Here is a 6,184-nt window from a genome sequence, read left to right as displayed (position 1 = left end):
ACAGCGCCGATGATAGTGTAGCATTTGCTATGTGAAAGTAGGACATTGCCAGGCTCCAAATTGTAGAAAGCCCGAATTTAACGATTCGGGCTTTTTTACGTCTGCAGAAAAGTGAAATGTGGGTGAATAATGTACGCAAATCTCCCACGTAGGTTGGGCGAGCGTAGCGACACCCGACACTCAAATCATAAAAAAATCACCACTAGCCAATGAGTTTAGTGCATTTGCACTGTGACTCTCCACCGCTGTGGGCACTTACGACATTCTACTGCGTTGTCGCTACGAAGTAGCGCACCGACATTCAAATCATAAAAACATCATCACTAGTCAATGAGTGTGGTGTATTTGCACTGTGACTCTCCACTGCTGTGGGCATTAAGACACTACCAGGCCTAATTAAAGACTCCGATTCTAATTATCGCTTTGTTATTGAGCTCGTTATTTAATATTAAATTACTCATTAACTTTATGCGATTAGTATAAAAACATTAAATTGTTAGACAAAAATAACCCCATCAGCAATCTCTGCTAGCACCTAGCACTTTTTCCTACAAATAAAATATAATTTTGCTTTGTGGGTTGCTTTGATTTAGGATCAAATCAGTTTAAAACTAAGAACAAATAGCCTGTGTATAGATTATTATTAAGTGCCTTATCAATTATATTTTGCTTTACTGCATCAGCGGTTGAAGTAACTGATCTTTATCAAGATATTTTAAAAGTTGATGATAAAACTCGAGACACGCGTTTAGCAGCAAGTCGTAAAGCATTGCTGAATGTTCTAGTGAAAGTCAGCGGTGATGAAAGTGCTGATCAAAACAGCTTAGCGCAACAAAAAACTCAAGATATTTCAGACTACATGCTCAAGTTTGAGTACGACGAGAGTACAACCGGTAACTTAAAACTTGTTGTTAAATTTGAAGCGCGAAAAATTAATGCATTAATTAAAGAGCTCGGTTTACCCTTATGGGGTGTGCAACGACCATTAATTGCAATATGGTTAGGAATTGAAGATAACTGGCGCAGAGAGCTAGTTACTCAAGAAAGCTACCCACAACTAGAACAGTTAATATACGATAAAGCAGGGCGACGTGGTTTACCGGTTGTGGTGCCTTTACTTGATTTACAAGACAGACGTCTAGTAGGTATTCCTGAAGTATGGGGTAACTTTTCAGAGCCAGTAGAAGAGGCCTCTAAGCGTTATAGTGCTGAGCGCAGTATTACAGCCAGAATGTATAAGCAACCAGATAGTGAAAACTGGGTTTTAGATTGGCGATTTACTAACGATGATCTTTTTGAATTAAATAGATTAACGGGTGATAAACAACAAGTTGTTGCGCAAATGATAGATACGTTAGCGAAAGGGCTAGCTAATGAATATGCAATTGATCCGAATGCTTATTACGAGCAAGCAGCGGCAACTTTAACTCTAAAAGGTACGCAAAGCTTTGTTGATATTGAGTTGGCTAAACGCCGGTTATCAAATTTAAGTGTGGTAACTCAGGCTACTATTATACGAAAAACCCCAGATTTAGTTGAGTTCAAACTTAATCATACGGGTAGTGTGGTTGATTTAAAAAAAGCATTAGGGCTTGATGCTGCGTTTAGAGATTATGTTGATCCAAGTGCTTTTTATCATATTGTTGATAAAAACAGTTTAGAGTATCAATGGATTGGTGAGTAATGCTAACTCATGAGCCAATGCAAATGGCATTGCCGGTTACTTTGCCCGATGACGAAACCTTTACCTCGTACTTTGGTGGTGAGGACTCTTTAGAAGTAAGTCATTTAAAAGACAGTTTTTCAAAATTGTCGCAATCTTTTCAATACACTTATTTATGTGGTTTGGGCGATTCAGGGAAATCTCACCTTTTGTACGCTACGTGTATTCAAGCGCAAGAGCGCGGCTTATCAAATATGCTGTTATCTATGCGAGAAGTTATTGATTTTGGCCCTATGGTATTAGAAGGCTTAGAAGCCCTTGATGTTTTATGCATAGATGATGTGCATTTGGTAGCGGGTGATGATGCGTGGGAAAAGGCCTTATTTAATTTTTTTAATCGCTTTAACGAGCCTAAAAAAATGTTAGTGGTGACCGCTGACTTACTCCCCGACATGCTAAATATTAGCTTACCAGACTTAGAATCGCGGCTAAAATGGGGAACTACACTGCAGATTCGCTCAATGAGCGATGACGATAAAGCACAAGCTTTAGTTAAACGCACAAAAATGCGTGGCTTAGAGCTAAGTGACGAATGCGCCCGATTTTTATTAACGCGCTTAAGCCGTGATATGCGTACATTACTCGACGTATTAGACAAATTAGATCATGCATCTATGGCCGCACAACGAAAATTAACAATTCCTTTTATAAAATCAACGTTAAAGCTCTAGTAGGTCTAGAATCTAGGCACTGCTTTCAGTTATCATAAGTTATTACTTAACAGCAATCACCTTCTGTGAAAGATCAGGTATCCAATGAACTTAGAAAATATATTAGCGCAAGCACTTGAGGCGGTAGCCAGTGCCAGTGAAATCGCGCAGTTAGAAGAAATGCGGGTTAATTACCTTGGCAAAAAAGGCGAGATCACCAGCTTACTTAAAACGTTAGGCAAAATTGCTCCTGAAGAGCGTAAAGAAGCGGGCCAAGTTATTAATCAAGCTAAACAAGATGTGCAAGCTGCTATAAACGATAAACGTGAGCTGTTAGCCAGTAAAGCGCTAGAAGAAAAGCTAGCCGCTGAAACTATCGATGTAACATTACCTGGGCGTGTTATGCCTACTGGTGGCCTACATCCGGTTACACGTACCATTGAGCGCATAGAAAGCTTTTTTGGTGAGTTAGGCTTTGCAGTTAAATCGGGTCCTGAAGTTGAAGATGACTTTCATAACTTTGATGCGTTAAATATTCCTGAGCATCATCCAGCCCGTGCTGATCACGACACTTTTTACTTCAACCCTAAGCTGGTATTGCGCACGCAAACGAGTGGCGTACAAATACGTACAATGGAAGTTGAGCAACCGCCGCTGCGTATTATTTCTCCTGGACGTGTATATCGTAACGATTATGACCAAACGCACACGCCTATGTTTCATCAGGTTGAAGGCTTAATGGTCGACACAGATGTGAGCTTTACTGAACTTAAAGGTATTTTACACGACTTCCTGCGTAACTTTTTTGAAGAAGACATGGAAATTCGTTTCCGTCCTTCATTTTTCCCTTTTACAGAACCTTCAGCAGAAGTAGACGTAATGGGTAAAGACGGCAAGTGGCTAGAAGTATTAGGCTGCGGCATGGTACACCCTAACGTTCTTAAGTCTGTGGGCATTGATCCTGAAAAATACACCGGCTTTGCTTTTGGCATGGGTGTAGAGCGCTTAACTATGTTGCGTTATGGCGTAAACGATTTACGTGCATTTTTTGAAAATGACTTAAAATTCCTAAACCAGTTCCGTTAAGAGTGAAACAATAATATGAAATTTAGTGAAAAGTGGTTAAGAGAGTGGGTTAATCCAGCCATTGATACGCAAGCTCTGTCGGAACAGCTTTCTATGGCTGGCCTAGAAGTTGATGGCGTAACACCTGCAGCAGCAAAATTTAATGGTGTATTGGTAGGTGAAGTTGTTGAATGTGGACAACATCCTGATGCAGATAAGCTACGCGTTACCAAAATTAATGTCGGTGGTGATGAACTACTTGATATCGTATGTGGCGCACCGAACTGTCGTTTAGGCATTAAAGTTGCGGTTGCAACTGTTGGCGCAGTGCTTCCTGGTGATTTTAAAATTAAAAAAGCCAAGTTACGTGGCCAACCTTCAAATGGCATGTTGTGTGCCTTTGTTGAGCTAGGTATTAGCGAAGAAGGCGATGGCATTATGGAATTGCCAAGCGATGCGCCAGTAGGTACAGATTTACGTGAATACCTAGGTCTTGATGATAATATTATTGATGTTGATTTAACACCAAACCGTGGTGATTGTTTAGGTATAAAAGGCTTAGCGCGCGAGGTGGGCGTACTTAACAGCATTGACGTAAACGTATTACAAATTCCAGCGGTTACAGCAACAATTGACGATAAAGTATCGATTGAATTAGTTAATGAAGATGCATGTCCTCGCTACCTTGGGCGTGTGATCAAAGGCATTAACCTTGATACAGCAACGCCGTTATGGATGGTTGAAAAACTACGTCGCAGCGGTGTGCGTTCAATCGACCCAGTAGTTGATGTTACTAATTATGTATTACTTGAACTTGGCCATCCAATGCATGCATTTGATTTAAATGCGATTGAAGGTGGAATTAAAGTACGTAGTGCAAACGCCGGTGAAGAGCTAGTTTTACTTGACGGTAATAGCGTTAAATTAAACGAATCTACATTAGTGATAGCCGATCATAATAAAGCACTAGCCATTGCGGGTATTTTTGGTGGCGAGCAATCGGGTGTTACAAATAAAACGTCTGATATATTACTTGAAAGCGCATTTTTTAACCCTGTAGCAATAGCTGGGCAAGCACGTAGCTACGGTTTACACACAGATGCATCGCATCGTTATGAGCGTGGTGTTGATTTTGCGCTACAGCATGATGCAATAGAGCGTGCAACAGCGTTACTACTTGAAATAGTAGGCGGTGAAGCAGGCCCAGTGGTTGAAGCCGTTGCCGCAGATAAACTACCTAAAGTGACTGAGGTTCGTTTACGTCGTAGCCGTTTAGACCGTGTTATTGGCCATCATATTGAAGATGAGAAAGTTACTGATATTTTAACTCGCTTAGGTTTTAACGTAAAAGTTGAAAACGACAGCTGGAGTGCAGATGTACCTAGTTACCGTTTTGATGTGCGTATTGAAGAAGATTTAATTGAAGAAGTGGCGCGTGTTTACGGTTACAACAGTATTCCTAATGTTGCACCGACTGCTAAGCTTAAAATGACCACCCATAACGAAGCGACTATCGCACTAAGCAAGTTTCGTAATACGCTAGTAGCCCGTGGTTATCAAGAGGCTATTACGTACAGTTTTGTCGACCCTAAAGCGCAAGCTATTTTGCACCCAGAAAGTCAGCCGCTAGTATTACCGCACCCAATTTCAATTGAAATGTCTGCAATGCGAGTAAGCTTAATGCCTGGCTTATTGGCGTCGCTAGCGTATAACCAAAATCGTCAGCAACCGCGTATTCGTCTATTTGAACACGGCCTTAAATTTTTAAGTGACGAAAATGCCGAAAATGGTGTTAACCAAGTGCCAGTAATTGGCGGTGTAATTACCGGTCTTGCGCATGGCGAACATTGGGTTGAAGAAAAACGCAACGTCGATTTTTACGATGTGAAAGGTGACGTGGAAGCACTACTGGCAATTACCAATGATATGAGCCGCTTTGAAATTAAAGCAGAGCAGTCAGATGGTTTGCATCCTGGTCAATCAGCGGTAATTTATGTTGCTGGTAAAAAGGTTGGTTTTTTTGGTGCATTACACCCTCAAGCGCAAAAGTCGTTAGATATCAATAATGCTACTTTCGTGTTTGAAATTGAAATGTCGGCAATCGAAAAAAGAAATTTACCGCAAGTTGCAGGGGTGTCTAAATTCCCTTCAAATCGCCGCGACATCGCGATTTTAGTGCAAGAGAGCGTAAATATTGGCGATATTTTAACAGCGATAGAAAAAGTTGGCGGAAATCAATTAGTTGACCTAAACTTATTCGATGTGTATAAGGGCAAAGGTATTGAGCCAAATTATAAGAGTTTGGCGATTGCTCTAACACTGCAATCGGTTGATAGAACACTCGAAGAGAAAGATATCAATCTAGTAGTTGATAACGTGGTGGCCACACTGGCCGAACAGTTTAATGCATCGTTGAGGGACTAGATATGGCGCTTACTAAAGCCGACATAGCTGAACACCTATTTGAAAAACTCGGGATCAATAAAAAAGATGCCAAAGATTTAGTTGAAGCGTTTTTTGAAGAAATCCGCTCAGCGCTTGAAAAAGGCGAGCAGATTAAGCTCTCTGGATTTGGTAATTTTGATCTTCGTGATAAAAAAGAAAGACCGGGACGTAATCCGAAAACAGGGGAAGATATTCCTATTTCGGCGCGTCGCGTTGTGACCTTTAGACCTGGGCAAAAACTTAAAACCCGAGTAGAAGTGGGTACAAGCAAAGCAAAGTAATATAAAAAAGGCAGCGTAAG

General features: G+C 40.9%; 5 protein-coding genes. All 5 read left to right on the top strand.

What is annotated here, in order from left to right:
• The first annotated feature begins 628 nt into the window (after positions 1-628).
• Positions 629-1,684, top strand: a complete 1,056-nt coding sequence (locus H5058_RS17790) for a DUF2066 domain-containing protein (RefSeq protein ID WP_011328578.1) — start codon at positions 629-631, stop codon at positions 1,682-1,684.
• Entirely contained in the window at positions 1,684-2,394 is a 711-nt protein-coding gene (hda, locus tag H5058_RS17785) for a DnaA regulatory inactivator Hda (RefSeq protein ID WP_172459224.1), read from the top strand. The genes H5058_RS17790 and hda overlap by 1 nt, the downstream gene beginning before the upstream one ends.
• A gap of 84 nt (positions 2,395-2,478) precedes the next feature.
• The gene (pheS, locus tag H5058_RS17780) at positions 2,479-3,459 is read left to right on the top strand and encodes a phenylalanine--tRNA ligase subunit alpha (protein ID WP_011328576.1); all 981 of its coding nucleotides are present in this window, start codon (positions 2,479-2,481) and stop codon (positions 3,457-3,459) included.
• 15 nt (positions 3,460-3,474) lie between these two features.
• Positions 3,475-5,862: a phenylalanine--tRNA ligase subunit beta gene (gene pheT, locus H5058_RS17775; protein ID WP_086994471.1), complete on the top strand. Its 2,388-nt coding sequence runs from the start codon at positions 3,475-3,477 to the stop codon at positions 5,860-5,862.
• Positions 5,863-5,864: 2 nt separating this feature from the next.
• The gene (gene ihfA / locus H5058_RS17770; RefSeq protein ID WP_011328574.1) at positions 5,865-6,164 is read left to right on the top strand and encodes an integration host factor subunit alpha; all 300 of its coding nucleotides are present in this window, start codon (positions 5,865-5,867) and stop codon (positions 6,162-6,164) included.
• The last annotated feature ends 20 nt before the right edge of the window (positions 6,165-6,184 follow it).

Origin of the sequence: Pseudoalteromonas sp. SR45-4, from assembly GCF_014163535.1 — a bacterium.
In the GTDB taxonomy this organism is placed as follows: domain Bacteria; phylum Pseudomonadota; class Gammaproteobacteria; order Enterobacterales; family Alteromonadaceae; genus Pseudoalteromonas; species Pseudoalteromonas nigrifaciens.
This window is presented reverse-complemented; position numbering and strand designations above follow the sequence as displayed.

What these genes read in the sequence shown, in the direction of transcription:
- hda (WP_172459224.1), top strand. Translation starts at nt 1,684, where the DNA reads ATGCTAACTCATGAGCCAATGCAAATGGCATTGCCGGTTACTTTGCCC.
- pheT (WP_086994471.1), top strand. Translation starts at nt 3,475, where the DNA reads ATGAAATTTAGTGAAAAGTGGTTAAGAGAGTGGGTTAATCCAGCCATT.
- pheS (WP_011328576.1), top strand. Translation starts at nt 2,479, where the DNA reads ATGAACTTAGAAAATATATTAGCGCAAGCACTTGAGGCGGTAGCCAGT.
- ihfA (WP_011328574.1), top strand. Translation starts at nt 5,865, where the DNA reads ATGGCGCTTACTAAAGCCGACATAGCTGAACACCTATTTGAAAAACTC.